The sequence below is a fragment of the Azospirillum palustre genome (assembly GCF_002573965.1).
Taxonomy (GTDB): domain Bacteria; phylum Pseudomonadota; class Alphaproteobacteria; order Azospirillales; family Azospirillaceae; genus Azospirillum; species Azospirillum palustre.
On sequence record NZ_PDKW01000040.1, the window covers coordinates 77,252 to 103,656 of the forward strand.

Below are 26,405 nucleotides of genomic sequence, written 5' to 3' on the forward strand. Positions count from 1 at the left end.
CCTTCCCTATCACAGCTTACCCACTTTTGCCAAATTATGTTCGAAGTCGGCCATTGTCTGTCCAAAGCGGCGGGCTTACCATCAGCCCAACGAACGAAGCGGCGTCTTACGGGACGACACGCCTCGCAGTGGGAGAAACGTCATGGACGGTATCCGCCCGGCCGCAGGCTTGCGGTTGGTGGAAATGCCGTCAGGGGGTGCGGAGCCATGAGCCTGCATGTCGCCTTCGACGGCATCACCAAGGAATTCGGACCCGTGCGGGTGTTGCACGGCGTCAGTTTCGACCTGCATCCGGGCCGGGTGCATGGGCTGCTGGGCGAGAATGGCGCCGGCAAATCGACACTGATGAAGATCCTCGCCGGCTATCACGCACCGACCTCCGGCACGCTCCGCATCGACGGCGAAGCGGTGACGTTCCGGAACTCCCGCGACGCCGAACAGCGCGGCATCGTGCTGATCCATCAGGAACTCAGCCTCGCCGACGACCTCACCGTCGCCCAGAACATGTTCCTCGGCCACGAGATCAAACGCGGCTGGCTGCTTGACGACCGCGCGATGCGCGACCGGGCGGCCAACGCCCTGCGCCAGGTCGGCTTCGAGCGCGATCCCGACACCAAGGTCCGCGAACTGATCGTCGCCGAGAAGCAGCTGGTGGAGATCGCCAAGGCGCAGCTGCGCAACGCCCGCCTGCTGATCATGGACGAGCCGACGGCCAGCCTGACACCGTCGGAATGCGACCGGCTGTTCGGGCTGATCGACCGGCTGCGCCAAGCGGGCGTCACCATCGTCTACATCTCCCACAAGCTGGACGAGGTGGAGCGCATCACCGACGAGGTGATCGTGATGCGCGACGGCCGTTTCGTCGCCCGCGCCCCCACCGCCGAGACGCCGCGCCAGCGCATGGCGACGCTGATGGTCGGGCGCGAACTGACCGACATGTTCCCCGCCAAGCATAGTCCCGCCATCGGCAAGCCGCTGATGGCGGTGCGCGGCCTGACCGTTCCCGGCTGGGCGGAGGATGTGAGCTTCGACCTCCATCCCGGCGAAATCCTGGGCTTCGCCGGTCTGGTCGGCGCCGGCCGCACCGAACTGTTCGAGGGCATCCTGGGCCTTCGCCCGCGCAGCGGCGGCACGGTCGAGATCGAAGGCCGCCCGGTTCGCTTGCGCAACCCGCGCGAGGCGATGCGGAACGGCCTGACCTATCTCAGCGAGGACCGCAAGGGCAAGGGCCTGCACGTCACCATGGGGCTGCGCGACAACCTGACCCTGATGACGCTGCGCCACCATGCCCAGCCGCTGCTGTCGCCGGCCTCGGAGGATCGGGCGCTGGAGCATGCCGTCGCGAATTTCGGCATCCGCGGCAATCCGCAGGGCACGGCATCCTCGCTGTCCGGCGGCAACCAGCAGAAGCTGGCCATCGCCAAGTTCCTGGAGCCGGACCCGCGCGTCTTCGTGCTGGACGAGCCGACCCGCGGCGTCGATGTCGGCGCCAAGCGGGACATCTATTTCCTGATCGCGCGGCTTGCCGCCGAAGGGCGCGGCGTGATCGTGATTTCATCGGAACTGATCGAACTGATCGGGCTCTGCCACCGGGTGATCGTGATGCGCGGACGCCGGGTCGCCGCAACCGTGCCCGCCGACCGGCTCAGCGAAGAGGAGTTGATTGCCCATGCCATCGGGACAGACATCGGCACCCACACCCGTCACTGAGGCCGGCACCGTGCCCACAGGCAAGCCCGCCCGCCGTTTCGATCCGCACCGCTTCGGCCCGGTCGTCGGGCTGGTGCTGCTGCTGATCGTCGGCACGGCGCTGAACCCGGATTTCGCCACCTGGGACAACATGATGAACGTGCTGACCCGCACGGCCTTCATCGGGATCATCTCCATCGGCATGTGCTTCGTCATCATCTCCGGCGGCATCGACCTGTCGGTGGGATCGATGGCGGCGCTGATCGCCGGCGGCATGATCCTGCTGATGAATGCGCTGGCCGGGTCGGTCGGCTCGCCGGTCGTCGTCGTGGCGCTCGGCATGCTGTTCGCCCTGCTGCTGGGCGGCGGCTTCGGGCTGGCGCACGGCTATCTGATCACACGCGGGCGGATCGAGCCCTTCATCGTCACGCTGGGCACGCTCGGCATCTTCCGCGCCGTGCTGACCTGGCTGGCCGACGGCGGCGCCATCACGCTGGACAACGACCTGTCGGACGCCTACGGCCCCGTCTATTACGGCAGCCTGCTGGGCATTCCGGTGCCGGTCTGGGTCTTCCTGGTGGTGTCGATTGCCGGGGCCGTCCTGCTGAACCGCACCGCCTTCGGCCGCTATGTCCAGGCCATCGGCTCCAACGAGCAGGTCGCCCGCTTCGCCGCGGTGGATGTCGACCGGGTGAAGCTGCTGACCTATGGGCTGCTCGGCGTCTGCGTTGGCATCGCCACGGTGCTGTATGTGCCGCGCCTGGGTTCCGCCTCCCCCACCACCGGCCTGCTGTGGGAGCTGGAGGCCATCGCCGCGGTGATCGTCGGCGGCACCTCCTTCAAGGGGGGCGAGGGACGGATCGCCGGCACGGTGATCGGTGCGGTTCTGCTGTCGGTCATCAGCAACATCCTGAACCTGACCAGCATCATCAGCGTCTACCTGAACGCGGCGGTGCAGGGCTGCGTCATCATCGCCGTCGCCTTTTTGCAGCGCCGGCGTCCTTAAAAAATCAAGAGGAGGAGAAACGTCATGTCGGAAGTTGCGCGTTCCACCCGCCGTCTCGTCCTGGGCGCCGGCCTTGCGATGACGGCGACGATCGCCCTCGGCGGCTTCGCCTTGGCGGCGGACACGGTGAAGCTGGGCGTCAGCATCCCGGCCGCCACCCACGGCTTCACCGGCGGCATCGTCTGGTGGGCCAACCAGGCGAAGGCGGAGCTTGAGAAGGCCCATCCCAACCTGAAGATCACCGTCAAGACCGCCAGCGGCGCGCCGGAGCAGGCGAACCAGCTTCAGGATCTGGTGACGGTGACCAAGATCGACTCGCTGGTCATCTTCCCCTTCGAATCCGCCGCCCTGACCCAGCCGGTGCTGCAGGCGAAGAAGAAGAACGTCTATGTCACCGTCGTCGACCGCGGCCTGACGGATCCGAGCGCACAGGACGCCTACATCGCCGGCGACAACACCGCCTTCGGCCGCATCCCGGCGGAATACATCGCCAAGAAATACAACGGCAAGGCCAACATCGTGGCGCTGCGCGGCATCCCGACCACGCTCGACAACGAGCGCTGGGAGGCTTTCACCGGCGCGCTGAAGCAGTATCCCGACATCAAGATCCTCGACGGCAAATACGCCAACTGGAACCGTGACGACGCCTTCAAGGTGACGCAGGACTTCCTGACCCGCTTCAAGGACATCGACGTCGTCTGGGCCGCCGACGACGACATGGCCTTCGGCGTGCTGAAGGCCATCGAGCAGGCCAAGCGCACCGACATCAAGGAGGTGTTCGGCGGTGCCGGGTCCAAGACGATGGTGAAGACCATCCTCGACGGCTCCAACCCGCTGATCCACGCCGACGTGTCCTATTCGCCGAAGTTCATCTACGACGCCATCAAGATGACCGCTGAGGCGCGTCTGAAGGGCGACAAGCTGCCGGCGACCTACATCATCCCGTCGGCGCTGATCACCAAGGAGAATGCCAAGGAGTTCTACTTCCCGGATTCGCCGTACTGATCCCTGGTTCGTCAGTCCCCCTGACACTCCCCCTCCCAGCGGGGGAGGGTCAAGGGGGACAGCCGCCAGCCGACACCTCCCGAAAACCGGGGAGCCAGACCCATGAAGACCATCAAAGGCCCGGCGATCTTCCTCGCCCAGTTCGCGGGCGACGCAGCCCCCTTCAACTCGCTGGACGGCATCGCCCGCTGGGCCGCCGGCCTCGGCTTCAAGGGGGTGCAGATCCCCAGTTGGGACCACCGCCTGTTCGACCTGCACAAGGCAGCGACCAGCAGAACCTATTGCGACGAGATCAAGGGCACGCTGGCCGATGCCGGCGTCGAACTGACCGAGCTGTCGACCCACCTGCAAGGCCAGCTCGTCGCCGTCCACCCCGCCTACGACGCACTTTACGACGGCTTCGCACCGGCGGAGGTCCATGGCCGTCCCGACGCCCGGCAGGCCTGGGCGGTGGAACAGCTGCACCTCGCCGCCAAGGCATCGGCGAACCTCGGCCTGACCGCGCATGCCACCTTCTCCGGTGCGCTGGCCTGGCCCTATCTCTATCCGTGGCCGCAGCGTCCGCCCGGCCTGATCGAAACCGCCTTCGACGAGCTGGCGAAGCGCTGGCGGCCGATTCTCGACGCCTTCGACGAGGCCGGCTGCGATCTCTGCTATGAGATCCACCCCGGCGAGGACCTGTTCGACGGCACCACCTTCCAGATGTTCCTCGACCGGGTCGGCGGGCATGAGCGCTGCAACATCCTGTTCGACCCCAGCCACTTCGTCCTGCAACAGCTGGACTATCTCGGCTACATCGACGTGTTCCGCGACCGCATCCGCATGTTCCATGTCAAGGATGCGGAGTTCAACCCGACCCCCTGGCAGGGCGTCTATTCCGGCTATGCGCCGTGGAAGGACCGCGCCGGACGCTTCCGCTCGCTGGGCGATGGGCAGGTCGATTTCCGCGGCATCTTCTCCAAGCTGACCCAGTACGGTTTCGACGGCTGGGCGGTGCTGGAATGGGAATGCTGCATCAAGCATCCGGAACAGGGGGCCGCCGAAGGCGCCCGCTTCATCCAGGACCACATCATCCGCGTCACCGACCGCGCCTTCGACGATTTCGCCGATGCCGGCACCGACGAGGCGGCCAACCGCCGGATTCTCGGTCTGGGGAAAGGGGCATCATGAGCCCGGATCAAACACCCGCGTCCTCCAGACGGCTGAAGCTCGGCATGGTCGGCGGTGGCCAAGGCGCCTTCATCGGCGCCGTCCACCGCATCGCCGCCCGCATCGACGACCGCTACGAGCTGGTGGCTGGAGCCCTGTCCTCCAACCCTGAGCGGGCGCGGGCCAGCGGGACGGAGCTGTTCCTGGCGCCCGACCGCTGCTACGACGACTTCCACAGGATGGCGGCGGCTGAGGCTGCCCGCCCCGACGGCATCGACGCGGTCGCCATCGTCACGCCGAACCACCTGCATCACCCGGCAGCCAAGGCCTTCCTCGAAGCCGGCATCCACGTCATCTGCGACAAGCCGCTGGTCCACACGGTGGCGGAGGCGGAAGAGCTGGCCGCGCTGGTGCACAGCCGCGGCCTCGTCTTCGTCCTGACCCACAATTACAGCGGCTATCCGATGATCCGGCAGGCGCGCGCCATGGCGGCGGCGGGCCTGCTGGGCCGCATCCGGGTGGTCCAGGCCGAATATGCCCAGGACTGGCTGGCGACCGACCTCGAGGCCAGCGGCAATAAGCAGGCCTCCTGGCGCACCGACCCGGCGCAGAGCGGCATCGCCGGCTGCATCGGCGACATCGGCACCCATGCCTTCCATCTGGCCGAGTTCGTGACCGGGCTGCGCTGCACCGATCTCGCCGCCGATTTGACCGCCTTCGTGCCCGGCCGGCGGCTGGACGACAATGCCCACATCATGATGCGCTTCGACGGCGGCGCCCGCGGCATGCTGTGGGCCAGCCAGGTCTCCCCCGGCACCACCAACGGCCTGCGCCTGCGCGTCTTCGGCGAGGCCGGCGGGCTGGAGTGGCAGCAGGAACAGCCCAACGAGTTGCGCTTCACCCCGCTGGGCGAGCCGACCCGCACCCTGCTGCGCGCCGGTGCCGGCAGCCTGCCCGCGGCGAGCGGCATCTCGCGCACCCCCGCCGGCCATCCGGAAGGCTATCTGGAAGGCTTCGCGCAAATCTACCGCGACGCCGCCGACCGCATCGCCGCCAGCATCGACGGCCGCCCGGCCCCGGCCGACGTACCCCTGCCGACGGTGGAGGACGGGGTTCGCGGCGTGCGCTTCATCCATGGCGCCGTCGAGTCCAGCCGCCGCGACGCCGCCTGGGTGTCCTTGGCTGGTTAGTTGCCTGTGCCCCCCGAAATCCCCCTCTCCCCCCCGGGGAGAGGGTCGGGGTGAGGGGGATGCATTGCGTGGCTTTGCAAGGACTGTAAAGCCACGCACACACCCTAATCCTCCTGATGCGACCCCCTCACCCTAACTCTCTCCCCGGGGGGAGAGGGGATCATGAAGCTTTTTCGCGTTTACGGTGCGGGATGCGCAGAACCGGCAAAAGCCGTTCCGAAGAGGCAATCCCCCGCCCGGCCATTTCCCTAACATCCGTTCACCAAGACAGCCGGCGCCGGTCCTGCCGGCCCGGCCCCGAACGGACTTCGCATGACCACCCAGGATTTCCATCCGTCCCGCCGGACGGTCCTTTCCGGCAGCGCCGCCCTTGCCGTCGCGGGCAGCGGCCTGCTGACCGCGGTCGCCGGCACCGCGGTCGCCGCCGAAAAGACGGCCACCCGCCCAGACCAGACCAAAGGAACGAAACCCATGCTCCAGGGCAGCCACGTCACCACCAAGGACGGCGTCCAGATCTACGTCAAGCAGTGGGGTCCGCAGACCGGCCAGCCGGTGGTCTTCAGCCATGGCTGGCCGCTGACCGGCGACGCCTTCGAAGACCAGATGATGTTCCTGGCCCAGCATGGCTACCGCACCATCGCCCATGACCGCCGCGGCCATGGCCGGTCGTCGCAGCCGGGCTTCGGCAACGATCTCGACCATTACGCCGACGATCTGGCCGCGGTGACCGAGGCGCTGGACCTGAAGAACGCCGTCCATGTCGGCCACTCCACCGGCGGCGGCGAGGTCGCCCGCTACATCGGCCGCCACGGCGTGTCGCGCGTCGCCAAGGCGGTGCTGATCGGCGCCATCCCGCCGATCATGGTCAAGACCGACTGGAACCCCGACGGCGTGCCGATGGAGGTGTTCGACGGCATCCGCGCCGGCGTGAAGGCCGACCGCTCGCAGTTCTTCAAGGATCTGACCATCCCCTTCTACGGCTACAACCGGCCGGGGGCCAAGGTTTCGCAGGGCGTCATCGACAGCTTCTGGATGCAGGGCATGATGGGCGGCCTGCTGGCCGAGTATGAGTGCGTCAAGGCCTTCTCCGAGACCGACCAGCGCGAAGACCTGAAGAAGATGATCGTCCCGACGCTGGTCATGCATGGCGACGACGACCAGATCGTCCCGATCGCCACCTCCGCCAAGGCCGCCGTCGCCCTCCTGCCGAAGGGCACGCTCAAGGTCGTCCCCGGTGCGCCGCACGGCATTTGCACCACGCACAAGGACATCGTGAACGAGGAACTGCTGGCCTTCATCCGCGCCTGACCGGCCTGCGGGACACTGTCCTTCTGTTGGCAACAATTATATTCCAACCGACCGGATTGTCCCGCAGAACTACCCCGTGCCATTGTCCCTTCAGACGGCGGCGCCGACGAAAACGGCGGCCAACCCCTTAAAAATCCATACGGAACAGGAAACGATCATGACCTTCAATGCCAAGTCGCTCATCAACGCCGACGACACCGTCTTCATCTTCGTCGATCACCAGCCGCAGATGTCCTTCGGCGTGGTCAACATCGACCGCCAGCAGCTGAAGAACAACACCATCGCGCTCGCCAAGACCGCCAAGCTGTTCGGCGCCTCGACCATCGTGACCGCCGTGGAGACCGAGAGCTTCTCCGGCTACATCTGGCCGGAACTGATGGACGTGCTGAAGCAGGACCCCATCGAGCGCACCTCGATGAACAGCTGGGACTCCGAAGAGCTGGTGGCCGCCGTCAAGGCGACCGGCAAGAAGAAGCTGGTCATCGCCGCGCTGTGGACCGAGGCCTGCCTGCTCTACCCGACCCTGTGCGCCATCGAGGAAGGCTTCGAGGTCTACATCGTCACCGATTGCTCGGGCGGCACCTCCAAGGAGGCCCATGACGCCGCGGTCCGCCGCATGGAGCAGGCCGGCGCCCATTCCATCACCGCGATCAACGTCCTGCTGGAAATCCAGCGCGACTGGGCCAAGCGCGAGAGCTACGACGGCGTGATGAACATCGTCCGCGAGCATTTCGGCGCCTACGGCATGGGCGTCGATTACGCCTACACCATGGTCCACAAGGCCCCGCAGCGCGGCGAATTCCCGCACAAGGTGGTCGGCGGCCTCAAGCACGAGCACGCCTGATCCAAGGTTGTCCGGCGCCCGGTTCCGGCCGGGCGCCGGCCCCCATTTGACGGAACAGCTTCAGACCGGGAGTCCGGACCCATGATGCCCTATCTCCTTTCGGCCGGCGCCGGCATCCTGGTCGGTGTCATCTATGCGCTGATCGGCGTCCGTTCGCCGGCCCCGCCGACCATCGCACTGATCGGACTGCTCGGCATGCTGGTCGGCGAACAGGTGGTGCCCGTCGTCAAGCGGTTGATCGCCGGCGAGCCGGTCGTCGCCTTCATCCAGACCGACTGCGCGCGCCATGTGCTGGGTCCGCATGCCGGCGTCGCCGCACCGCAGGTGGAGTCCGATCCGGCTGACAAGGGTGGGAAGGCATGACGCGTCCCCCCATCGACCGCCGGAAAGCGATGGCGGGAACTGCCGCCGCATCCCTGCTAGCATCGCCGCTGTTGTCCACCCTCGCGTCCAGACCCGGGAATGCCGCCATGCCGAATTCTGCCGCCCCTGATCAAGCCGCCGGCGATCTGATCCTCGTCAACGCCAAGGTCACCACGCTCGACCGCGCCAACCCGCAGGCCAGCGCCATCGCCATCCGCGACGGCCGCTTCCTCGCCGTCGGCACCGAGGCGGAGGTGCGCGCCGCGGCTCCCCAGGCGAAAGTGATCGACGCCAAGGGCCGGCGGGTGATCCCCGGGCTGATCGACAGCCACATGCACATCATCCGCGGCGGCCTGAACTACAACATGGAGCTGCGCTGGGACGGCGTGCCGAGCCTCGCCGACGCCATGGCGATGCTGAAGCAGCAGGCGGCCATCACCCCGGCGCCGCAGTGGGTCCGGGTCGTCGGCGGCTTCACCGAGCACCAGTTCGCCGAGAAGCGCCTGCCGACCATCGAGGAGCTGAACGCCGCCGCCCCCGACACGCCGGTCTTCATCCTGCACCTCTACGACCGCGCCCTGCTGAACGCCGCGGCCTTGCGTGCCGTCGGCTACACCAAGGACACGCCGAACCCGCCCGGCGGCGAGATCGTGCACGACGCAGCCGGCAACCCGACTGGCCTGCTGCTGGCCCAGCCCAACGCGACGATCCTCTATTCGACGCTGGCGAAGGGGCCGAAGCTGCCGCCCGAGTACCAGCTGAACTCGACCCGCCATTTCATGCGCGAGATGAACCGGCTGGGCGTGACCGGGGTGATCGACGCCGGCGGCGGCTTCCAGAACTATCCCGACGATTACGCCATTGTCGAAAAGCTGCATGCCGACGGCGAGCTGACGCTGCGCATCAGCTACAACCTGTTCACCCAGAAGCCGAAGGAGGAACTGGCCGATTTCGCCGGCTGGGCGTCGAAGGTGAAGCCCGGCGACGGCGACGACAGCTACCGCCACAACGGCGCCGGCGAGATGCTGGTCTATTCCGCCGCCGACTTCGAGGATTTCCGCGTCGCCCGCCCGGACATGCCGCCGAACATGGAAGGCGACCTGGAGCCGGTGATCCGCCTCTTGGCCGAGAACCGCTGGCCCTGGCGCCTGCACGCCACCTACGACCAGACGATCAGCCGCGCGCTCGACGTGTTCGAGAAGGTCAACCGCGACGTGCCCTTCGACGGGCTGCACTGGTTCTTCGACCATGCCGAGACGATCAGCGACCGCAACATCGACCGCATCGCCGCACTCGGCGGCGGCATCGCCGTCCAGCACCGCATGGCCTACCAGGGCGAATATTTCGTCGAGCGCTACGGCGCCAAGGCGGCGGAGCGGACCCCGCCCATCGCCAAGATGATGGCGGCCGGCCTGCCGGTCGGCGGCGGCACCGACGCCACCCGCGTCGCCAGCTACAACCCGTGGGTCTCGCTGTCCTGGCTGGTGACCGGCCGGACGGTGGGCGGCCTCAGCCTCTATCCGCGCGCCAATTTGCTGGATCGCGAGACGGCGCTGCGGCTGTGGACGGAGGCCAACACCTGGTTCTCCAATGAGCAGGGCAAGAAGGGCCAGATCAAGGCCGGCCAGCTCGCCGACCTCGCCGTGCTGTCCGACGACTTCTTCTCGGTGCCGGAGGACCGCATCGTTCACCTGACCTCCGTGCTGACCATGCTCGGCGGTGCGGTGGTGCATGGCGAGGGCGATTACGGCCCGCTGGCGCCGCAACTGCCCAAGCCGATGCCGGACTGGTCGCCGGTGCGCACCTTCGGCGGCTATTACAAATCCGCCGACGCCGGTGACCAGCGCCAAGCGCTTGCCTCGGCCTGCGGCTGCGCCACCGGCTGCGGCGTCCACGGCCACGACCACGCCGCCGCCTATTCTGCCGACGTGCCGGCTGCCGACGTGCAGTCCTTCTGGGGTGCGCTCGGCTGCGGCTGCTGGGCGGTGTAAGGCGCCTCACGTTGCAATTCCCTCTCCCGGGGCGGGAGAGGGCGATTCTTCACCCAAAACCGAAACGGCCCCCCGCCATGACCCTCCGCTCCTTCGAACGCCCGGCGGAACGCATCGTCGACCGCATCCTCGACTGGGACGGCACATGGCTGCTGGCCCGGCTGGCGCTGGTCGGCGCCTATCTCCTCGGCGGTTTGGTCAAGCTCACCGATTGGCCGGGCGCCGTCGCCGAGCAGGCGCATTTCGGCCTGACCCCGCCCGCCCTGTGGGCGGCCCTGACCATCCTCGTGGAACTGGTCGGCCCGCTGCTGATCCTGCTGGACCGTGCGCTGTGGCTGGGAACCGGCGCGCTCGGCGTCTTCACCGTTCTCGCCGCCCTGATCGCCAATGATTTCTGGACGATGGCCGGGCCGGAGCGCTTCATGGCGACCAACGCCTTCTTCGAGCATATCGGGCTGGTCGGCGGCTTCGCGCTTGCCGCGATCGTCTCGCGGATGCGCCGCCGCTTGGGCTTAAACCGCTAAACGAAGGAAAGCACCCCGCCCTCATCCCCCCCCACGGTAACAGAACAGCGGACCCAAGCATGTCGCCATCCGGTCAGTTCGAACTCGTCCTCGGCCTGATGGCGGCGATCATCGTGCTGGAACTTGCGGCCAAGCGGCTGCGCATGCCGCCATCGGCCGTGCTGGTGCTGGGCGGCATCGCACTTGCCCTGATCCCTGGCCTGCCGGAGATCACGCCCGATCCCGACCTGACCCTGCTGCTCTTCCTGCCGCCGCTGCTGTTCGCCAGCGCCTATTTCACGGTGTGGAGCGACTTCCGCGCCAACCTGCGCATCATCCTGCAACTGGCCGTCGGGGCGGTCGCCTTCACCACGCTGGCGGTCGGGGTGGCTGCTCATCTGGTGATGCCGTCGCTGCCCTGGGCCGCCTGCTTCACGCTGGGCGCCATCCTGTCGCCGCCCGACGCGGTCGCCGCCAAGGCGGCGCTGAAGGGCCTGCCGCTGCCGCCGCGCATCGTCACCCTGCTGGAGGGCGAAAGCCTGGTGAACGACGCCACCGGGCTGGTGCTGTTCCGCATCGCCATCGCCGCCGGGATGACCGGCACCTTCGAGGCCGGCCACGCCTCGCTTGAGTTCCTGTGGCTGGCCATCGGCGGTGTCGCGGCCGGCGTGGTCTTCGGCCACATCGCGGCACTGCTGCTGGGGCGTCTGCGCGACGTGCCGCTCAGCATCGTCGGCGGCTTCCTCGCGGCCTGGGGCAGCTATCTCGGCGGCGAGGCGCTGGAGGTGTCGGGCGTGCTCGCCACCGTCGGCTGCGGCCTGGTGATGGGCCGGCGCCAGCACGACCTGTTCACAGCGCAGCTGCGCACCCACGCCAACGCCGTGTGGGCGGTGGCGGTGTTCCTCATGGAATCGATGGTCTTCATCATCATCGGCCTGTCGCTGCGCGGTGTGCTGGGCCGGCTGGAGGCCGCGGGCACCGGCCTGACCGACCTGCTGCCGATGATCGTCGCCGTCACCCTGGCGATGATCCTGTCGCGCTTCGCCTGGCTCTTCCCCTCGACTTACCTGCCCCGCTTCCTGTTCCCGGCCCTGCGGCGGCGCGATCCCTACCCGTCGGTGGCGGTGCCGGTGATCATGGGCTGGGCGGCGATCCGCGGCGTGGTCAGCCTTGCCGTCGCCCTGTCGGTGCCGGTGGAGTTTCCCGGCCGCGACATCATCCTGGCGACCACCTGGGCGGTGATCCTGGTGTCGATCCTGGGACAGGCGACCACGCTCGCCCCGCTGATCCGCAGGATGCGGCTGGGCGGCTTCACGCTGGAGCGCCGCCCGACCCTGTCGGAATCCGAAGCCCGCATCCGCATGGCCCGCGCGGCGCTGGACGCGGTGCGCGAGCGGTCTGACATGGCCGACGGCCGGCAGCGCCACCCCCGCCTGCTCGAACAGTACGGCCACCGGGCGACGATGGCCGAACGCTTCTTTGAGAGCGAAGGCATGCTGACGGAGGACCGGCGCGAGCATTTCGCCGCCGTCCTGGCCGCCAACCGCGCCGCCCGCACGGAGATCCTCGGCCTGCACCGCGGTGGCCGCATCCACGACACGGTGCTGCACCGTCTGGAGGCGGAACTGGATCTGGAGGAACTCAGCGCGGAGCAAGCGCTGGCGGAGGGGGAGGCTGCGGGGTGAGAGCGTCTCCTTCCCGCGGATAGATCCCCTCTCCCCCCCGGGGAGAGGGTTAGGGTGAGGGGGGCGCGCGGCGAGGATCTTCAAGCATCGCGCACCTCCTGCTCCCCACAAAATCCACCCTGTGCATCCCCCTCACCCCGACCCTCTCCCCGGGGGGAGAGGGGGGATTGCTGGCGGGTAACGGGATTCCTATTCAAGCCGCCTCGCCCACCGGGGCCGGCTTCGCCGCGCGCAGGATCATGCCGAACAGGTCGCGCGGCTCGTCCGGGTCGGCCAGCATGTCGAGATTCTCATAGAGCCCCGTCCCCGCCACCTTGTCGCGGACATAGCGCAGGGCGGAGAAATCCTCCGTCGCGAAGCCGACCGAATCGAACAGCGTGATCTGCCGCGCGTCGCGCCGCCCCACCGCCTGCCCGGTCATCACCGTCCACAGCTCCGTCACCGGATGGTCGGGGGCAAGTTGCTGGATTTCCCCCTCGATCCGCGTCTGCGGCGGATATTCGACGAAGATGTCCGACCGCAGCAGGATGTCGCGGTGCAGTTCCGTCTTGCCGGGGCAGTCGCCGCCGACCGCGTTGATGTGCACCCCGGCCCCGACCATGTTGTCGGTCAGGATGGTGGCATACTGCTTGTCGGCGGTGACGGTGGTGATGATCTGCGCACCCTCCACCGCCTCCTCGGTCGATGTGCAGGCGGTGATCTCGAAGCCCTGGTCACGCAAGTTGCGCACGCATTTCTGCGTCGCGACGGGATCGATGTCGTAGAGCCGCAGCTTGCGGATGCCCAGCAGCGCCTTGAAGGCCAGCGCCTGGAATTCCGCCTGCGCCCCGTTGCCGACGATCGCCATGCAGCTGGCATCCTTCGGCGCCAGATGCTTCGCCGCCACGGCGGAGGTCGCGGCGGTGCGCAGCGCCGTCAGGATGGTCATCTCCGTCATCAGCACCGGATAGCCGTTGCCGACATCGGCCAGCACGCCGAAGGCGGTCACGGTCTGCCGCCCCTCCCGCATGTTCTTCGGATGGCCGTTGACGTATTTGAAGCCATACGTGCGGCCATCGCTGGTCGGCATCAGCTCGATCACGCCCTCGGCACTGTGCGAGGCGACCCGCGGCGTCTTGTCGAAGCTTTCCCAGCGGCGGAAGTCCTCCTCCACATAGGCCGACAGCTCGGTCAGGAAGCGCTCCACGCCGATGTGCAGCACCAGCTTCATCATGTGGTCGACGCTGACGAAGGGAACGAGGTTCAGGTTCGGGATCATGGTCAAACGCTCCGTTCGTTCAGAAACTGCGGGTGGGGTAATCGAGGACGCGGCGCCCCATCAGGCTCGCCAGCAGCTCCACCATCAGGGTCGCAGTGCGACCGCGCTCGTCCAGGAAGGGATTCAGCTCGACCAGATCGACGCTGCTGACCAGACCGGTGTCGTGCAGCATCTCCATGATCAGATGGGCTTCGCGGAAGGTGGCGCCGCCGGGCACCGTGGTGCCGACGCCGGGCGCGATGCCGGGGTCGAGGAAATCCACGTCCAGGCTGACATGCAGCAGCCCGTCCGCCTCCACCACCCGTTCCAGGAACGGCCGCAGCAGGGCGACGATGCCGTGCTCATCGATCTTGCGCATGTCGTGGACGGTGATGCCGGAGGTCTCCAGCGCCCGCCGTTCGGCCGGATCGACGCTGCGGATGCCCATCATGCAGACATTGTGCGGGTCGAGCCGTGCCGGCGGCGGCGGGAAATAGCCGTCGAAGCCGGCCAGCCCGGTGGCGTAGGCCATCGGTACGCCATGCAGGTTGCCGCTCTCCGTCGTCTCCAGCGTGTGGAAATCCGGATGCGCGTCCAGCCACAGCACGAACAGCGGGCGCCGCATCCCGGCGGCGCGCTGCGCCAGCCCGGTCAGGGTGCCGGCGGCGAGGCTGTGGTCGCCGCCCAGGAAGATCGGCATGGCGTCCTGCCCGGCGCTTGCCTCATAGGCCACCTGGGTCAGCGCCGCGGTCCAGCCGGCCACTTCCGGCAGGAATTTCAGCGCGGCGTTGCCATGCGCCGGCGGCTGCTGCGGCAGCGGCGCCACGTTGCCCAGGTCGGTCACGCTGTGGCCCAGGTCCGACAGCGCCTTGGCGATACCGGCGGTGCGGTAGGCGCTTGGCCCCATTTCGCAGCCAAGCCGGCCCGCCCCATCCTGCACCGGCACGCCGACCAGCCGGCACTGCTTCGTCTTGGTCTTGTGGTAGGACATTGTTTGGTCTCTTGCCTGTTCCTCCCACCAGCAAACCACAGGCTTCCGGCGGAACGGACAGGGCAATTTGACAAATGTCGTTAATCTGCCTACCAAACTGAACAGCCAAGCTTGCCAGAATGTCGGAGTGCCTCAACCATGACGCTCGACCAGCTCGACGAGAAGCTCATCACCCTGCTGCGCCATGACGGCCGCCGCAGCATCTCCGACCTCGCCATCGAACTCGGCGTCTCGCGGGCGACGGTGCGCTCGCGGATGGAGCGGCTGGAAAGCTCCGGCATCATCACCGGCTACACCGTGATCCTGCGCGCCGACACGGTGGAGGCGCCGGTGCGTGGCATCATGCTGATCGAGGTCGAGGGGCAGGCCACCGACCGGGTGGTCCGCACGCTCAGTGGCTTCCCGGAGATCATGGAGATCCACAGCACCAACGGACGCTGGGACCTGATCGTCGAGCTGTCGGCCGGCAGCCTGCCGGAATTCGACGGCGTGCTGCGCCGCATCCGGCTCATTCCCGGCATCACCACCAGCGAAACCAACCTGCTGCTGAACACCCCACGCAGCACCCGCGCCCGGCTCTAGCCGGCCCATGACTTGCCAATCCGCGCAGTCCAAGCTTCCATTCTGACAAGTTTAACCGATTCTCCTGTCACTTTTTCCTCTTCCAGCCGCCGTCTGCTTCGCTGATGCTCCGCCCCACCAACGAATTCGGGACGCCGCATGGACCAGCATCGCATCGCCACCGATCCTATCGCCTGCGTCGGCCGGAACGGCCCGGCCCACCGCCACCCTCCCTCCAACCCGGCTGCCACGGTCGCCGTCCAGGCGGACGGCCTGCACAAGCGGTTCGGATCGCTGGAGGTGCTGAAGGGCGTGTCGCTGACCGCCCGCGAAGGCGACGTCATTACGCTGATCGGCTCGTCGGGGTCCGGCAAAAGCACGTTGTTGCGCTGCATCAATATGCTGGAAGTCCCAGACGAAGGGCGCGTCACCATCTGCGGCGAGACCATCGCCATGAAGACGGCGCGCGGGCGGACCCTGCCGGCCAATTCCCGTCAGGTCGACCGCATCCGCACCAGCCTCGGCATGGTGTTCCAGAACTTCAACCTCTGGAGCCACATGACCATTCTGGAGAATGTGATCGAGGCGCCGGTCCATGTGCTGGGCGTGCCGAAGGGCGAGGCCATCGACCTGGCGCGCAGCCTGCTGGACAAGGTCGGCATCCTGGGCAAGGCCGACTGCTACCCGATCCAGCTGTCGGGCGGCCAGCAGCAGCGCGCCGCCATCGCCCGCGCCCTTGCCATGCAGCCCAAGGTGATGCTGTTCGACGAGCCGACCTCGGCGCTCGATCCCGAACTGGTCGGCGAGGTGCTGCGAGTCATCCGCCAGTTGGCCGACGAGGGCCGCACCATGATCCTGGTGACGCACGAGATGGACTTCGCCCGCGAGGTCTCGTCCAAGGTCGTCTTCCTCCACCAGGGCCGCATCGAGGAGGAAGGGGCGCCCGACAGGGTGCTGACCAACCCTGAATCCGACCGCGTGCGCCAGTTCCTCTCCCGGCACCTCTCCGCCGCCTGAACAAAGGAGGGGGGTGCGCCACACGAGCGCAGGCTTCCCGGCTTTCGCGACGATGACGGCCGACGGACGCCTGTGCCAAAGTCCGCTGTTCCGCGGCCGGCACGGATCGCAAGAACCGGACCCGAGCGGACAAACGAACACAGGATACCAACCAATGAAGAAGATCCTTTTGGCCCTGGTGCTGGGCGCCCTGGCCGCCGGCAGCGCCGTTCCGGCGATGGCGAAGGATGCAAAGAAGATCCGCATCGCGTCCGAAGGCGCCTTCGCGCCGTGGAACGGCATGGATTCGTCGGGCAAGCTGGTCGGCTTCGAGATCGACCTCGCCTGGGATCTGTGCAAGCGCATCGAAGCCGATTGCGAGCTGGTCGCCATGGATTGGGACGGCATGATCCCGTCGCTGCAACAGGGCAAGATCGACGCCATCATGGCCGGCATGACCATCACCGACGAGCGCAAAAAGGTCATCGCCTTCGCCGGCCCCTACGGCACCGAGCAATCCACCTTCGCCACCCTGAAATCCTCCAAGCTGGCCGGTGCCGGCGTCGGCGCCGAGCGCGTCGACCTTGCCGACGAGGCGGCCGCCAAGCCGGCGGTCGCCAAGCTGGCGGAGCTGCTGAAGGGCAAAACGGTCGGTGTCCAGACCTCGACCATCCAGGTCGATTTCCTGGAAAAGTACCTGCCGGACGTGACCGTGCGCAATTACGACAAGATCGACAACGCCGCCATCGATCTGGCCGCCGGCCGCGTCGATGCCATCTTCGGCGACCGCTCGCCGGTCGAGGCGCTGATGCGCGCCGCGGGCACCGACAGGATGACGCTGTTCGGCCCGGCGATGACGCGCGGCGTGCTGGGCGAAGGCATGGGTGTCGGCCTGCGCAAGGCCGATGCGGAGCTGAAGGGCCGTCTCGACAAGGCCATCGCCGATGCCAACAAGGACGGCACCATCGCGACTCTGAGCCAGAAGCATTTCGGCTACGACGTTTCGGTGCGGTGATCCCGATGCTGGACTTCCTCGACTCCGGGCTCACCTCCGGGCTGCACGGCTGGGGGCCGCAGCTCCTGTCCGGGACGGCGATGACCGTCGCGGTCGCGCTGTCGTCCTTCCTGCTGGGTCTCGCCTTCGGCGCCGCCGGCGCCGCCGCCAAGCTCAGCGACAGCCTGGTGTTGAGGGGTCTGGCGGAGCTTTACACCACCGCCGTGCGCGGCGTGCCCGAACTGCTGGTGATCTACCTGCTGTTCTTCGGCGGTTCGGGCATGATCATGGCGGTGGCCGGGATCTTCGGCTACGGCGGCCTCATCGAGCTGAACGCCTTCTCCATCGGCGTCGCCGCCGTCGGCCTCATCTCCGGCGCCTATTCGACCGAGGTCATCCGCGGCGCCGTCAATTCGGTGCCCTACGGCCAGATCGAGGCGGCGCGGGCCTGCGGCATGGGGCGCTGGCGCATCCTGCGCCGGGTTCTGGTGCCGCAGACCCTGCGCTTCGCCCTGCCCGGCCTTGGCAATGTCTGGCAGCTGACCTTGAAGGACACCGCCCTCATCTCCGTCACCGCCCTGGCCGAGATCATGCGCGTCGCCCACACCGCCGCCGGCTCCACCCGGCAATCCTTCCTGTTCTACAGCGTCGCCGCACTGCTCTACCTCGCGCTGACCACCGTCTCGACGACGGCGTTCCAGCAGGCCGAGCGTTATGCCAGCCGCGGCGTGCGGAGGGCGTGACGATGAACTGGACCCTGATGTGGGACAGCCTGCCGCGCCTGCTGGCGGCCCTGCCCCTGACCTTGCAGCTGGTGGCGCTTGCGCTCGCCTTCGGGGCCGTTCTGGCCTTCGCCACCGCGCTCCTGCGCCTGTCCGGCAACCGGGTGGCGGTGGCGCTGACCTCGGCCTACACCTTCATTTTCCGCGGCACGCCGCTGCTGGTGCAGATCTTCCTGATCTATTATGGCCTCAGCCAGATCGACCTCATCCGCGACAGTTTCCTCTGGCCGGTCCTCAGCCAGCCGATGTGGTGCGCCATCCTGGCGCTGGCGCTCAACACCGGGGCCTACACCTCCGAGATCCTGCGCGGCGCCATCGAGACGGTGCCGCAGGGTCAGGTGGAGGCCGCGCGGGCCTGCGGCATGTCGCGGGTGCGGCTGTTCCGCCGCATCGTCCTGCCGGTGGCCATTCGCCAGATGCTGCCGGCCTACGGCAACGAGGTGATTTTGATGGTGAAGGCCAGCTCGCTCGCCAGCACCATCACGATGATGGAGATCACCGGTGTTGCGCGGCGGATGATCGCCCAGACCTTTGCGGTCTTCGAGATCTTCATCGTCGCCGGCATCCTCTACCTGCTGATCAACTTCGTCGCCACCCGCCTGATCAAGCACGCGGAATGGCGCATGACCCCCTATCTGCGGGCGCGGGCCTGACGCGCGGCAATCATGCTATCCTGTCGTCCGGCCCCCACCGCACCAGCAACCGGACACCATGACCAGCGCCGTCAGCGACCAGGACCGCCTGATACCCACCACCGTCGCGGGCTTCGGCCGCCTCTACGTGAAGGACTGGACGCCCGCTGCGGCCGGCGGGCTGCCGCCGATCCTGCTGTTCCACGATTCGCTCGGCTGCGTCGATCTCTGGCGCAGCTTCCCGGCCCGCCTTGCCGCCGCGACGGTGCGGCGGGTCATCGCCTATGACCGGCTGGGCTTCGGCCGCTCCGATCCCCACCCCGGTACGCTCCCCCGCGATTTCGTCGCCGCGGAGGCGCGGGACACCGTCCCCCTCCTGCTCGACAGTTTCGGCATCGGCGATTTCGTCGTCTGCGGCCACAGCGTCGGCGGCGGCATGGCGGTGGAGACGGCGGCGCGCTTCCCCTCCCGCTGCCGCGCGCTGGTGACCATCGCCGCGCAGGCCTTCGTCGAGGAGCGGACGCTCGACGGCATCCGCGAGGCGAAGCAAGGCTTCCAGGACCCGGCCCAGCTGGCCCGCTTGGCGAGATACCAGGGCGGCAAGGCGCGCTGGACGGTCGATGCCTGGACCGAAAGCTGGTTGTCCCCCGCCTTCGCCGACTGGACCCTGGACGCCGCCCTGGCCGATGTCCGCTGCCCGGTTCTGGCCCTGCACGGCGACCGCGACGAATACGGATCGGCCGAGCACCCGGCCCGCATCGCCGCCGGCCGCGGAAGCGTCCGCCTCCTGCCCGACACCGGCCACGTCCCCCACCGCGACTGCGAGGAGGAGGTGGTCGAGGCGATCCGGTCCTTCCTCAGCGAACCTTGATGCCCGCCCCGTCTGCCGTCAGCGCCGCCTCCAGCAGCTCCGCAAGCTCGCCCACCCGGTAGGGCTTCGGCAGCACCCGCACCCCGTCGATGCGGGCGATGTCCTCGCTGTAGCCGGTGGTCAGCACCACCGGCAGGCCGGGACGCAGGCGCCGGGCGGTGTGGGCCAGATCGATGCCGTTCATCGCCCCCGGCATCACCACGTCGCTGAACAGGATGTCGATCCGCAGGGCCCGGTCGTTCAGCAGCCCCAGCGCCTCCTCGGCATTGCCGGCGCGCAGAACGGCATAGCCCATCTCGTCGAGTGCTGCCGCCACCATGCTGCCGACGATGGGGTCGTCCTCCACCAGCAACAGGCGCCGGCCGGCCCCGCGCGCGGTGTCCAGCGACCGTTCCTTCGCGTGTGCGGCCACCGTCTTGACCGTCCGCGGCAGGAACAGCGAGACGGCGGTGCCCTGGCCGGGCGCGCTGTCGATCTCCACCCGGCCCGACGACTGGCGGGTGAAGCCATACACCTGCGCCAGCCCGAGGCCGGAGCCCTTGCCGACCTCCTTGGTGGTGAAGAAGGGCTCGAAGACGCGGGCCTTCACCTCCGCCTCCATCCCGGTGCCGGTGTCGCTGACCGTCACCTGCACCAGATCGCCGTTCGCTCCGTCCGCCGGCCGGTTGCGGGCGGTGACGCGCAGCCGCCCGCCGTCGGGCATGGCATCGCGCGCATTGACGGCGAGGTTCAGGATCGCCAGCTCGAACTGGGTCGGATCGACCTCCACCGCCCACAGCCCCGGCTCCACCTGCGTCTCCAGCGTGATGTCGGCGCGGATGGCGCGGGTCAGCAGGTCGGCCATGCCCAGCAGCCGGTCGCGGACATCCATCGGCTCCGGCCGCAGGGTCTGGCGGCGGGCGAAGGCCATCAGCTGCTGCACCAGCTTGGCGCCGCGGTCGATGGCCTGCTGCCCGGTTTCCAGCAGCGGCTGGATCGACGGCTCCTTCGCCCGCCGCCCGACCAGTTGGAGGCAGCCGGCCAGCGCCTGGAGCAGGTTGTTGAAATCATGGGCGATGCCGCCGGTCAGCTGGCCCATCGCCTCCATCTTCTGGCTCTGGCGCAGGGCGGCCTCGACCTTCTCGCGCTCGGCGATCTCGGCGTTCAGCGCCCTGTTGGCGGCGGACAGGTCGCGCGCCCGTTCGGCCAGATCGTGGTTCGCCCGCGCCAGCGCCGCCTGCGCAGCACCAAGCACCAGCACGATCAGCAGAGTCATCGCAAGCAGCAGCGCCATACCGACATAGCGTTCGGCCCGGCGGGCGAAGGGCTCCAGCTCGGTGCGCAGGGACACGCTGCCGATGCGGTGCCCGTCCTGCATCACCGGCACGCTGACCGTCAGGGTGTCGTCGTCGAAATGATGGCCCGGCGGTTCGGCCATCGCAGGCACCGGCGTCATTCCAGGCGCGGTGTAGGCGGCGAACAGGGTGCCCCCGGCGTCATAGACACCGGCCGCCTCGAACTCGGGGCTGGCCGACAAGGCCGTCAGATACTCACCGGCGGTCGGCCTGTCGTTGAAGCTCAGCGCCGCGGTGGTGGTGGTGGCCAGGATGCGGGTCTGCACCTCCACGTCGCCGACCTTCTCCTCGCGATAGGCGGTTTCGCTGGCGACCGCCATGAGACCGCCAGCGATCAGCAGCACAGCCATCGCCAGCAGAGTCAGGCGCGGCGTGTGCCGCCAGAATCCGGCCAGATCGGTCACGTTCCGCTCTCCTGCTTCCTCATGGCCGCACCGACAGGCTCATCAGCTTGGAACTGATCGCCAGCCGGTTGCCCTGGGCCGTCGCCGCATCGATGACGAAACGGACCCGGTCCTCCTGCAACACGAAGGTGATAACCGCCCCGGCGGCCGATCCGCCCGGCGCATCGGCATCGCTGACCGTCAGAACAGGCTCGCCGCGCAGCCGGTCCATCGGCATCGTCCCATACAGCAGATGGCAGCCCGACCCTTTTTCGAACTGCGGCCGGCGCATCAGTTCGATGGGCCGTCCGCCGGCGCTCTGTCCGGCGACGGCACGGTCCAGCACGTCGCCGAACGGGTCCGGCCCTTCCACGCAGAGGCGGAACGGGCTGTCCGCGGTGGCGAAGGCACCCGGCGGCCAGGCGACGAAGGCGATGAATTTGTAAAGGAAGGTTGCCTTCACCGCCGCTTCCAGCGGCTCGGCGGATGCAATCGACACCGGCGCGCCTGCCAGCACCAGCAGCAGGCTCAGCGCCAGCGGACTGCACCAGCGGACGGTCCGTTCCTCCATGCTCAAAACCCCACCCGCATGCGCGCATAGACGCTCCGCCCGATGGCGCGCGGCGTGGTGCTGGACGGGTCGTAGGCCTCCAGATGCCGGGCATGCAGCAGATTCTGGCCGAACAGCGACAGCTCCAGCGCCGGGGTGACGTGCCAGCCCAGATGCAGGTCGGCCTCGGTATAGGCCGGGACGTTCGACACCGCGACCCGGCCGACCCGGCGCAGGGTGGCGTCGAACTCCACCTCCGGCGTCAGGTTCATCTGCGACTTCAATTGAACCTGATAGGCCGGATCCTGGCCGGCGGCCTGGAAGTGGGACAGGTCGGTCGCCCCCGGCTTCAGCCGCAGGCTCTTGTGCAGCCAGTTGGCGCCGGCATGCAGGGTCCACCAGCCGGTCAAGCCATAGCTGCCCCAGCCTTCGATGCCGTAGGTGTTTCCCTCCATATCGTTGCGCAGCATGATCGGCAGGCCTCCGTCGGTCAGGCTTGTGGTGCGCAGGTCGTCATAGACGTTGTAGAAGGCCGACAGCGACACCCGGCTGTTCGCCACGGGCCGGCCGCGATAGCCGACCTCATAGGCCACCAGCCGTTCAGACTGGAAATCGGGCGAGGGCGCCAGGACGCCGGCCCCCGACAGTTCGCGGTCGACGCGCGACGGCGTGCGCACCGACCGGCTGACCGCGGTCCACAGCATGTGGTCGTCCGACAGCCGCCAGGCGAGCCGCAGGTTGGGCAGGATGTCGAAGCCGGAATAGCTGTTGTATTCCGCCTTCATCCCGACCGTCAGCTTCAGCTTCGGCGCCAGCGTGACCTCGTCCTGGGCGAACAGGCTTCCCAGCGAGATCGTCGCGTCATCCTCCGGGAAACCGAGGGACACCCGCGAGCGGAAGGCCGACTGCCACACACGGTACTGCGCCCCCCAGACCAGCTGGTGCCGGCTGCCCAGCGCCACATTGTGCTGGGCCTGGACGTCGACGGTCTCCAACCGGTCGGTGGCGACCGCATAATCGCGGGTCTGCTGGTCGTAATAGGCCTGCAACTGCACCGACGACCCGTCGCCCAGCCTGTGCGTCCACCGCCCGAGCAGATTCCCGCCATGCAGCGAGGTGTCGAGCCACTCCGTATGATTGTGGAAGAGATCGCCTTGCAGGGTGTAGGAGGCCGCGCCGTCCGCCGCGGTGCCATCCAGCCGGAAGCCGGCCTGCGAGCCGTCGAAGGCGTCGGTGGTCACGTCGCCCGGCACTGCCGCGAAGCTGCTGCGCCGGTCGAAGCCGGTCAAGTACCCGCGCAACGCCAGTCCGCCATCCGCGGCCTTGATGCCATAGCGCAGGGTGCCGTTCCGCTCGCCGGAGCCGGCGCCGATTTCGGCGAAACCGCCCTGGCTGTCCGCGGCCGGCCGGGTTATGACGTTGACGACGCCGTTGACCGCGTTGGCGCCCCACAGCGTGCCGCCGGGGCCGCTGACCACCTCGATCCGCTCGATCTCCGGCAGCGGGACGTTGATCGCTTCCCAGAAGACGGTGGAGGCGACCGGCGAATAGACGCTGCGGCCGTCGACCATCACCTGAAGCTTGTTGGCGGCCTCCGGCGAGTTGAAGCCGCGCGCGCTGACGGTGTAGCCGGCGGCGTTCAGCCGGGCGACCTCCAGGTTAGGCGCCAGCCGCAGCGCTTCGGGCAGGCTGGTGGCGCCGGACCGCCGGATGTCCTCCGCCGTGATGACATAGACCGCCGCCGCCGCGTCGCTCAACCGCTCCGGACGCTTGGAAATGGAGGTGACCTTGATCGTCCCCAGTTCTTCGAGCGACAGGGTCGACAGATCCTCGACCGTCTGGGCAGGCGCCGCATAGGGACTTAAGACCAGAGACAGCGTCAGGAGGGCGCCCAGCCTGCGGGCGGGACCAACGGCTCCCCCGGTTCTCTTGCACCGGCTTTCACGACGGAGGACTGCCCATGGCATCGACGCTTGGTTGCTCTGTTCAGTGTCTGCACGAACGAGCTTTATAGCAGTCTTGAGCGTGGCATCCCGCTAGGCGGAACGGCCGAATTCTACCTAGAGCTTTCGGGCGTCTGACCTTGGCTGCCCGACAGCTGGCCGCGCTCCTCCCGCAGCAGGGCGAGTTTCGCCTCCAGCTTGCCGATCTTCCTGTCGAGCTTGCGCAGCCGCTTGCGCGGTGCCTTTCCCTCGGCCGATCCGGCTTCGCTGCCCTGGCGGGGGTTGGCCGCGATCCTGGCATTGATCGCCTCCTTGGCAGCATCGCTCAGCCGCTTCCACCCCTTCACCTCCGCCTTGGTGCGGTGGCAGCCCAGGCAGTTGCCGTCGCCGCCGAAGCGGCAGAGGCCGATGCACGGGTTCCCGCTGTCCATTTTCGCTGTCCTGTCGCTCTGCTTACCTCTCAAGGGGGGCCTGCCGCATGGTCGTCTCCGGTCGACGACAATGTGCGTCGCCATTTCCGTCCGGCAATGGCAGCCGGCGGAAGGCTGGCATGCCTGCAACCCGGACGCGCCTCACACATCGTCCGAATGCATGGATCACTCGGAAGGAAATCCATACAAAGATGCGACACACCGCCGCACAAGGACTTCAAGCGCCAAACCTACCCTACAATCGCCTTGCTGCATCCGTACAAATGATCCATACAACTCCCATCGCCGGATGGCCGCTTCTCCATACGCCATAGAGCATGGACGGGCGCCCGGACGGCTTCTTCGTGCCAGGTGATCCATGCCCAGCGATGCGCCCATCATCACCCGCCGCCCCGACCATGCGGCGGACACTCCGGACCCGCCATCGGCCTACGCTTCCCACCGCAAGATCCATCCCAAGGCGGTGCGCGGACGGTACCGGCGGCTGAAGACCTGGCTGGGCGTGGTCCTGCTGGCGCTGTTCGCCATCCTGCCCTGGCTGCGCTGGGATCGCGGGCCGGGACTGCCCGATCAGGCGGTGCTGTTCGATCTGGGCAGCCAGCGCTTCTACATCTTCGCCCTGCAGCTGTGGCCGCAGCATGTCTATTACATCACCGGCGTGATGATCATCGCGTCCATCGGCCTGTTCCTGGCGACGGCGCTGGGCGGACGGGTCTGGTGCGGCTTCACCTGTCCGCAGACGGTGTGGACCGACCTGTTCGTCTGGGTCGAACGGCGGGTGGAGGGCGACCGCGGCGACCGCATCCGGCTGGACAAGCATCCCTGGACCGCCGGCTGGCTGGCGAAGAAGACGGTCAAGCACGCGGGATGGCTGGCGATCTCCCTGGTCACCGGGTTCATCGGCATCGCCTACCTGACCGACGCGCCGTCCCTGGCGACCGATCTGCTGCGCTTCGACGCCTCGGCGCTCGCTGCCGGCTCCGTCCTGTTCATCGCCGCCTGCACCTATGCCATGGCCGGCTTCATGCGTGAACAGATGTGCTTCTACGTCTGCCCCTGGCCGCGCATCCAGGCCGCCATGCTGGACGAGGAAAGCCAGGTCGTCACCTATCAGGACTGGCGCGGCGAAGGGCGCGCGCCCCTGCGCAAGAGCGAGGGCTGGGACACCCGCACCCACAAGGGGTTCGGCGACTGCATCGACTGCGGCCAGTGCGTCCATGTCTGCCCGACCGGCATCGACATCCGCGACGGCATCCAGATGGAATGCATCGGCTGCGGCCTGTGCGTCGACGCCTGCAACGACGTGATGGCGCGCATCGGCCGGCCCGGCGACCTGATCCGCTTCGACACCTTGACGGCACAGGCGGCGAAGGCGTCCGGCACCCCGCCGGCCCGCTACCGGCTGATCCGGCCGCGCACCATCGTCTATGGCCTGATGCTGGTCGTGGTCGGCGGGGTGATGGCAATCGCGCTGGCGATGAAGTCGAGCAACGACGTCTCCGTCCTGCGCGACCGGGCGCCGCTGTTCGTCACGCTCACCGACGGCCGCATCCAGAACGCCTACACCATCAAGATCGCCAACATGTCGCTGACGGACCGCCATTACCGCCTCAGCCTGTCCGGCCTTCCGCAGGCGAGCCTCAGCCTGTCCGGCGACGGCACCGAGACCGGCGAGCTGTCGCTGTCGGCCCGCGCCAACGCGGTGGAAACCTACCGCATCCAGGTCCGCGTGCCGCATTCCGCCCTGCCGGCCCCCTCCACCCCGGTGACCGTCGTCCTGACGCCCGACAGCGGCGCCGGCCAGCCGGCCCGGCACGACAGCGTCTTCCTGTCACCGTGACCCTCCCCCCGGAGGACCGCCCCTCTCCCGTCGGGAGAGGGGCACTGGACGCTTGCAGCACCATGATCGGAGCGCGCATATGATGCCGACGGTGCCGCCGCAATCAGGCAAGGGAACGGCCAGGACA

24 protein-coding genes are annotated in these 26,405 nt (G+C 68.0%); 18 read left to right on the forward strand and 6 right to left on the reverse strand.

What is annotated here, in order from left to right:
- Nucleotides 1-207: 207 nt before the first annotated feature.
- The 11 genes from CRT60_RS10285 to CRT60_RS10335 all read left to right on the forward strand — a co-directional run bounded on the left by CRT60_RS10285 (nucleotide 208) and on the right by CRT60_RS10335 (nucleotide 12,733).
- Nucleotides 208-1,710: a sugar ABC transporter ATP-binding protein gene (locus CRT60_RS10285; RefSeq protein WP_098736345.1), complete on the forward strand. Its 1,503-nt coding sequence runs from the start codon at nucleotides 208-210 to the stop codon at nucleotides 1,708-1,710.
- A gap of 10 nt (nucleotides 1,711-1,720) precedes the next feature.
- Nucleotides 1,721-2,695: an ABC transporter permease gene (locus CRT60_RS10290; RefSeq protein WP_244592395.1), complete on the forward strand. Its 975-nt coding sequence runs from the start codon at nucleotides 1,721-1,723 to the stop codon at nucleotides 2,693-2,695.
- 24 nt (nucleotides 2,696-2,719) lie between these two features.
- Nucleotides 2,720-3,700 (forward strand): substrate-binding domain-containing protein, encoded by a 981-nt coding sequence (locus CRT60_RS10295; protein ID WP_098736347.1) that lies wholly within the window; start codon nucleotides 2,720-2,722, stop codon nucleotides 3,698-3,700.
- Between the two features lie 102 nt (nucleotides 3,701-3,802).
- The gene (locus CRT60_RS10300) at nucleotides 3,803-4,870 is read left to right on the forward strand and encodes a sugar phosphate isomerase/epimerase family protein (protein ID WP_098736348.1); all 1,068 of its coding nucleotides are present in this window, start codon (nucleotides 3,803-3,805) and stop codon (nucleotides 4,868-4,870) included.
- Nucleotides 4,867-6,039: a Gfo/Idh/MocA family protein gene (locus CRT60_RS10305; protein WP_098736349.1), complete on the forward strand. Its 1,173-nt coding sequence runs from the start codon at nucleotides 4,867-4,869 to the stop codon at nucleotides 6,037-6,039. The genes CRT60_RS10300 and CRT60_RS10305 overlap by 4 nt, the downstream gene beginning before the upstream one ends.
- A gap of 312 nt (nucleotides 6,040-6,351) precedes the next feature.
- A complete protein-coding gene (locus CRT60_RS10310; protein ID WP_098736350.1) occupies nucleotides 6,352-7,347 on the forward strand; it encodes an alpha/beta fold hydrolase in 996 nt (331 codons plus the stop codon).
- A 157-nt stretch (nucleotides 7,348-7,504) separates the two neighbouring features.
- On the forward strand, nucleotides 7,505-8,191 hold the full coding sequence (locus tag CRT60_RS10315; protein ID WP_098736351.1) for a hydrolase: 687 nt from the start codon (nucleotides 7,505-7,507) through the stop codon (nucleotides 8,189-8,191).
- Nucleotides 8,192-8,272: 81 nt separating this feature from the next.
- Nucleotides 8,273-8,554, forward strand: a complete 282-nt coding sequence (locus CRT60_RS10320) for a XapX domain-containing protein (protein WP_098736352.1) — start codon at nucleotides 8,273-8,275, stop codon at nucleotides 8,552-8,554.
- 107 nt (nucleotides 8,555-8,661) lie between these two features.
- On the forward strand, nucleotides 8,662-10,545 hold the full coding sequence (locus tag CRT60_RS10325; RefSeq protein WP_204561812.1) for an amidohydrolase: 1,884 nt from the start codon (nucleotides 8,662-8,664) through the stop codon (nucleotides 10,543-10,545).
- 77 nt (nucleotides 10,546-10,622) lie between these two features.
- The gene (locus CRT60_RS10330; RefSeq protein WP_098736354.1) at nucleotides 10,623-11,069 is read left to right on the forward strand and encodes a DoxX family protein; all 447 of its coding nucleotides are present in this window, start codon (nucleotides 10,623-10,625) and stop codon (nucleotides 11,067-11,069) included.
- A gap of 59 nt (nucleotides 11,070-11,128) precedes the next feature.
- Nucleotides 11,129-12,733, forward strand: coding sequence for a Na+/H+ antiporter (locus CRT60_RS10335; protein WP_098736355.1), 1,605 nt, complete (start codon nucleotides 11,129-11,131; stop codon nucleotides 12,731-12,733).
- A 193-nt stretch (nucleotides 12,734-12,926) separates the two neighbouring features.
- On the opposite strand, the gene CRT60_RS10340 is transcribed toward CRT60_RS10335, so the two are convergent.
- A complete protein-coding gene (locus tag CRT60_RS10340) occupies nucleotides 12,927-13,991 on the reverse strand; it encodes an ornithine cyclodeaminase (protein WP_098736356.1) in 1,065 nt (354 codons plus the stop codon).
- A 19-nt stretch (nucleotides 13,992-14,010) separates the two neighbouring features.
- The gene (gene rocF, locus CRT60_RS10345) at nucleotides 14,011-14,961 is read right to left on the reverse strand and encodes an arginase (RefSeq protein ID WP_098736357.1); all 951 of its coding nucleotides are present in this window, start codon (nucleotides 14,959-14,961) and stop codon (nucleotides 14,011-14,013) included.
- Nucleotides 14,962-15,099: 138 nt separating this feature from the next.
- On the opposite strand from rocF, the gene CRT60_RS10350 reads away from it, so the two are divergent.
- The 6 genes from CRT60_RS10350 (at nucleotide 15,100) to CRT60_RS10375 (ending at nucleotide 19,797) form a co-directional block, all read left to right on the forward strand.
- The gene (locus CRT60_RS10350; protein ID WP_098736358.1) at nucleotides 15,100-15,543 is read left to right on the forward strand and encodes an Lrp/AsnC family transcriptional regulator; all 444 of its coding nucleotides are present in this window, start codon (nucleotides 15,100-15,102) and stop codon (nucleotides 15,541-15,543) included.
- A 138-nt stretch (nucleotides 15,544-15,681) separates the two neighbouring features.
- On the forward strand, nucleotides 15,682-16,539 hold the full coding sequence (locus tag CRT60_RS10355; protein WP_098736359.1) for an ABC transporter ATP-binding protein: 858 nt from the start codon (nucleotides 15,682-15,684) through the stop codon (nucleotides 16,537-16,539).
- A 154-nt stretch (nucleotides 16,540-16,693) separates the two neighbouring features.
- Nucleotides 16,694-17,533, forward strand: coding sequence for a transporter substrate-binding domain-containing protein (locus CRT60_RS10360; protein ID WP_098736360.1), 840 nt, complete (start codon nucleotides 16,694-16,696; stop codon nucleotides 17,531-17,533).
- 5 nt (nucleotides 17,534-17,538) lie between these two features.
- On the forward strand, nucleotides 17,539-18,255 hold the full coding sequence (locus CRT60_RS10365; protein ID WP_098736967.1) for an ABC transporter permease: 717 nt from the start codon (nucleotides 17,539-17,541) through the stop codon (nucleotides 18,253-18,255).
- A 2-nt stretch (nucleotides 18,256-18,257) separates the two neighbouring features.
- Nucleotides 18,258-18,947 carry an ABC transporter permease gene (locus tag CRT60_RS10370; RefSeq protein WP_098736361.1) on the forward strand — a complete coding sequence of 230 codons (690 nt, stop codon included), beginning with the start codon at nucleotides 18,258-18,260 and terminating at the stop codon, nucleotides 18,945-18,947.
- A gap of 58 nt (nucleotides 18,948-19,005) precedes the next feature.
- On the forward strand, nucleotides 19,006-19,797 hold the full coding sequence (locus CRT60_RS10375) for an alpha/beta fold hydrolase (protein WP_098736362.1): 792 nt from the start codon (nucleotides 19,006-19,008) through the stop codon (nucleotides 19,795-19,797).
- On the opposite strand, the gene CRT60_RS10380 is transcribed toward CRT60_RS10375, so the two are convergent.
- From CRT60_RS10380 to CRT60_RS10395, 4 genes are all read right to left on the reverse strand, one after another.
- Nucleotides 19,784-21,535: an ATP-binding protein gene (locus CRT60_RS10380; protein ID WP_244592396.1), complete on the reverse strand. Its 1,752-nt coding sequence runs from the start codon at nucleotides 21,533-21,535 to the stop codon at nucleotides 19,784-19,786. The genes CRT60_RS10375 and CRT60_RS10380 overlap by 14 nt on opposite strands.
- Before the next feature lie 19 nt (nucleotides 21,536-21,554).
- Complete coding sequence (locus CRT60_RS10385) at nucleotides 21,555-22,085, reverse strand: YfiR family protein (RefSeq protein ID WP_098736363.1); 531 nt, start codon at nucleotides 22,083-22,085, stop codon at nucleotides 21,555-21,557.
- A gap of 2 nt (nucleotides 22,086-22,087) precedes the next feature.
- Nucleotides 22,088-24,031, reverse strand: a complete 1,944-nt coding sequence (locus CRT60_RS10390) for a TOL_0244 family TonB-dependent receptor (protein WP_098736364.1) — start codon at nucleotides 24,029-24,031, stop codon at nucleotides 22,088-22,090.
- Between the two features lie 89 nt (nucleotides 24,032-24,120).
- Nucleotides 24,121-24,438, reverse strand: a complete 318-nt coding sequence (locus tag CRT60_RS10395; protein WP_098736365.1) for a DUF1289 domain-containing protein — start codon at nucleotides 24,436-24,438, stop codon at nucleotides 24,121-24,123.
- Nucleotides 24,439-24,796: 358 nt separating this feature from the next.
- Here CRT60_RS10395 and ccoG point away from each other — a divergent pair, with 358 nt between their 5' ends.
- Nucleotides 24,797-26,278, forward strand: coding sequence for a cytochrome c oxidase accessory protein CcoG (gene ccoG / locus CRT60_RS10400; RefSeq protein WP_098736366.1), 1,482 nt, complete (start codon nucleotides 24,797-24,799; stop codon nucleotides 26,276-26,278).
- Nucleotides 26,279-26,405: the final 127 nt, after the last annotated feature.

Excerpts from the sequence above, each read along its gene's own strand:
- CRT60_RS10285 (WP_098736345.1), top strand. The coding sequence starts at position 208 with ATGAGCCTGCATGTCGCCTTCGACGGCATCACCAAGGAATTCGGACCC.
- CRT60_RS10295 (WP_098736347.1), top strand. The coding sequence starts at position 2,720 with ATGTCGGAAGTTGCGCGTTCCACCCGCCGTCTCGTCCTGGGCGCCGGC.
- CRT60_RS10300 (WP_098736348.1), top strand. The coding sequence starts at position 3,803 with ATGAAGACCATCAAAGGCCCGGCGATCTTCCTCGCCCAGTTCGCGGGC.
- CRT60_RS10305 (WP_098736349.1), top strand. The coding sequence starts at position 4,867 with ATGAGCCCGGATCAAACACCCGCGTCCTCCAGACGGCTGAAGCTCGGC.
- CRT60_RS10310 (WP_098736350.1), top strand. The coding sequence starts at position 6,352 with ATGACCACCCAGGATTTCCATCCGTCCCGCCGGACGGTCCTTTCCGGC.
- CRT60_RS10315 (WP_098736351.1), top strand. The coding sequence starts at position 7,505 with ATGACCTTCAATGCCAAGTCGCTCATCAACGCCGACGACACCGTCTTC.
- CRT60_RS10320 (WP_098736352.1), top strand. The coding sequence starts at position 8,273 with ATGATGCCCTATCTCCTTTCGGCCGGCGCCGGCATCCTGGTCGGTGTC.
- CRT60_RS10325 (WP_204561812.1), top strand. The coding sequence starts at position 8,662 with ATGCCGAATTCTGCCGCCCCTGATCAAGCCGCCGGCGATCTGATCCTC.
- CRT60_RS10330 (WP_098736354.1), top strand. The coding sequence starts at position 10,623 with ATGACCCTCCGCTCCTTCGAACGCCCGGCGGAACGCATCGTCGACCGC.
- CRT60_RS10335 (WP_098736355.1), top strand. The coding sequence starts at position 11,129 with ATGTCGCCATCCGGTCAGTTCGAACTCGTCCTCGGCCTGATGGCGGCG.
- CRT60_RS10340 (WP_098736356.1), bottom strand. The coding sequence starts at position 13,991 with ATGATCCCGAACCTGAACCTCGTTCCCTTCGTCAGCGTCGACCACATG.
- rocF (WP_098736357.1), bottom strand. The coding sequence starts at position 14,961 with ATGTCCTACCACAAGACCAAGACGAAGCAGTGCCGGCTGGTCGGCGTG.
- CRT60_RS10350 (WP_098736358.1), top strand. The coding sequence starts at position 15,100 with ATGACGCTCGACCAGCTCGACGAGAAGCTCATCACCCTGCTGCGCCAT.
- CRT60_RS10355 (WP_098736359.1), top strand. The coding sequence starts at position 15,682 with ATGGACCAGCATCGCATCGCCACCGATCCTATCGCCTGCGTCGGCCGG.
- CRT60_RS10360 (WP_098736360.1), top strand. The coding sequence starts at position 16,694 with ATGAAGAAGATCCTTTTGGCCCTGGTGCTGGGCGCCCTGGCCGCCGGC.
- CRT60_RS10365 (WP_098736967.1), top strand. The coding sequence starts at position 17,539 with ATGCTGGACTTCCTCGACTCCGGGCTCACCTCCGGGCTGCACGGCTGG.
- CRT60_RS10370 (WP_098736361.1), top strand. The coding sequence starts at position 18,258 with ATGAACTGGACCCTGATGTGGGACAGCCTGCCGCGCCTGCTGGCGGCC.
- CRT60_RS10375 (WP_098736362.1), top strand. The coding sequence starts at position 19,006 with ATGACCAGCGCCGTCAGCGACCAGGACCGCCTGATACCCACCACCGTC.
- CRT60_RS10385 (WP_098736363.1), bottom strand. The coding sequence starts at position 22,085 with ATGGAGGAACGGACCGTCCGCTGGTGCAGTCCGCTGGCGCTGAGCCTG.
- CRT60_RS10390 (WP_098736364.1), bottom strand. The coding sequence starts at position 24,031 with ATGCCATGGGCAGTCCTCCGTCGTGAAAGCCGGTGCAAGAGAACCGGG.
- CRT60_RS10395 (WP_098736365.1), bottom strand. The coding sequence starts at position 24,438 with ATGGACAGCGGGAACCCGTGCATCGGCCTCTGCCGCTTCGGCGGCGAC.
- ccoG (WP_098736366.1), top strand. The coding sequence starts at position 24,797 with ATGCCCAGCGATGCGCCCATCATCACCCGCCGCCCCGACCATGCGGCG.